Annotated in this window: 3 protein-coding genes and 1 other annotated feature; of the genes, 2 read left to right on the forward strand and 1 reads right to left on the reverse strand. The window is 45.6% G+C overall.

Features of this window, described 5'->3' with window-relative positions:
* Window positions 1-240, reverse strand: a 240-nt coding sequence (gene rplJ / locus ACJMM4_RS08760; RefSeq protein WP_405384085.1) for a 50S ribosomal protein L10, incomplete at its 3' end; no start/stop codon positions are given.
* A gap of 12 nt (window positions 241-252) precedes the next feature.
* Window positions 253-374 (reverse strand) — a sequence feature (ribosomal protein L10 leader region).
* A gap of 251 nt (window positions 375-625) precedes the next feature.
* On the opposite strand from rplJ, the gene ACJMM4_RS08765 reads away from it, so the two are divergent.
* The gene (locus tag ACJMM4_RS08765; protein ID WP_405384087.1) at window positions 626-1,594 is read left to right on the forward strand and encodes an ABC transporter substrate-binding protein; all 969 of its coding nucleotides are present in this window, start codon (window positions 626-628) and stop codon (window positions 1,592-1,594) included.
* Between the two features lie 69 nt (window positions 1,595-1,663).
* The coding region (locus tag ACJMM4_RS08770; protein WP_405384089.1) for an ABC transporter permease subunit at window positions 1,664-2,160 on the forward strand (497 nt) is incomplete at its 3' end.

A 2,160-nucleotide genomic window follows, 5' to 3' on the forward strand; every position in this document is an offset into this window, starting at 1 on the left:
GCCGTTCAGCAGCTCGTCAAACTGGTTGTAACCAGCCTTATTAGCAGCCAGACGGGTCAGAGTGTTCTTCACGACAGTGTATTCAACGCCAGCGGCACGGAACTGCTTACGCAGATCGGTGTCCTGTGCAACGGTAATGCCTCTGTAGTCAACGAAAACCACGGAAGTAGCATCCTTGATCTTTGCGGACAGGGCTTCAACAGTTGCCTTCTTGCTCTCAAGAACCTTTGCGTTGGGCATTGTGTTTCACCTCCGAAAAAAATAAGTGTCTTCCTGCCAGAAGACAGAAAGACACGCAAATAATCATATCCACGCACCTCGGCAGGACTTACGGCATAGCCACCTGCTGTCTTTGGCAACTCGTGTATTATAAAGGATTATTTCCTATATGTCAAGCAAAAATTTCTATATTTCCTTAATTATTTTCTTGTATTTCACGTTGTTATTGTCAAAATGTACAGAATGTCGTACTTGGATCGCAAAGTGTTCGTGTAGCGTGTATAAATGTCCGTGAACCGTAGAATGATGGTTGACATATCCTATACAAAAGTAGTATAATAATGCAACAAACATCATTAATAATGATGTGTTGAAAGGAAAGAGAGAAATGAAAGGAAAGAGAGAAATGAAAAAACTACTTGCTATTATTTGCGCTGTGATGCTGCTGGTGACTCTGACAGCTTGTGGCGCCCCCGCTGCTGATGACGGAAAATATGTAATCGGTATTTGCCAGCTTACACCTCATCCCGCACTGGATAAAGCTACGCAAGGCTTTAAAGATGCCGTAATAAAAGGCATTGGTGCAGAAAATATTACCTTTGATTTCCAGGATGCAGCGGGCGAGGCCAGCACTTGCTCCACAATCATCAATGGCTTTGTTGCTTCTGATGTAGACTTGATCATGGCAAATGCGACACCTGCTGTTGCAGCAGCGTTTAATGCCACAGATAGCATTCCGATTTTGGGTACTTCTGTAACCGAATACGGCGTTGCCTTAGGCCTTAAAGACTTTAGCGGCACTGTCGGTGAAAATGTTTCCGGCACTTCGGACCTGGCAGATTTGACAAAGCAGGCTCAGATGATCGTTGACTGGTGTCCCGATGCAAAGAAGGTCGCTCTTCTGTACTGCAGCGCAGAGCCCAACTCCAAGTATCAGGTAGATGTTGTCAAGGCTGAGTTGGAAAAGAAGGGCATTGAGTGCAAGATCAGTGCTTTTACGGATACCAGCGATTTGTTCTCCGTTACCACTGAAGCCTGCAACTTTGCTGATGCTATCTATGTTCCTACAGACAATACAGTTGCGAATAATGCAACTGCTATCGATAGTATTTGCCGACCTGCCGGTGTTCCCATTATTGCCGGCGAAGCTGGCATCTGCGCCGGTTGCGGCATCGCTACTATGTCTATTGACTATTATGATTTGGGTTACCTTACCGGAGAAATGGCAGTTCAGATTCTGAAGGATGGCGCAGATATTACAAAGATGCCCATTGCTTATGTAGAGGAAGTTTCTTATCTCTACAACGAGGATATCTGCACCGCACTTGGCATCACACCCCTTCCCGGCTATGATAAGCTGGTACCTGCTGAATAACCTACCAGGGCAAGATGGCTTCCATCTTGCCCCGTTGGTTTAATATATGAGAACTGAGGATAATTTCCTATGCTTGAAAGACTTTTGAATTTTGGTAATGCGATGCCTGGCGTGGTGTCCCTGGGCCTTATCTGGGGTATTATGGCAATTGGCTTGTACATTACTTACCGTATTTTAAACTTATCCGACCTGACTGTAGATGGTTCCTTCTGCACAGGCGGCGCGGTTTGCATTCTGATGGTTGCCATGGGACAACCTGTTTGGCTTGCTATGGTTTGCGCTTTTGCTGCCGGCGCTCTTGCGGGTGCGGTTACCGGTATTTTACACACTTTGTGCAAGATCCCTGCAATTCTTGCCGGTATTCTTACGCAGCTTGGCCTTTGGACTGTTAATATGATCATTATGGGTCTGCAGCAGGGAAAGCTGATTTCAACCCTGACCATTCCTGCAAGAAACAGCAACCTTATGGTTTCTGCTATGTATTTAAGCAAGGCGTTGAATGGCTCTAAACCCATTATTTTCTATCCGCCCCTCTTGCTCGGAATTGTAACGGTTATAATCATTGG

Origin of the sequence: Phascolarctobacterium sp. (assembly GCF_045124115.1) — a bacterium.
Taxonomy (GTDB): domain Bacteria; phylum Bacillota; class Negativicutes; order Acidaminococcales; family Acidaminococcaceae; genus Phascolarctobacterium_A.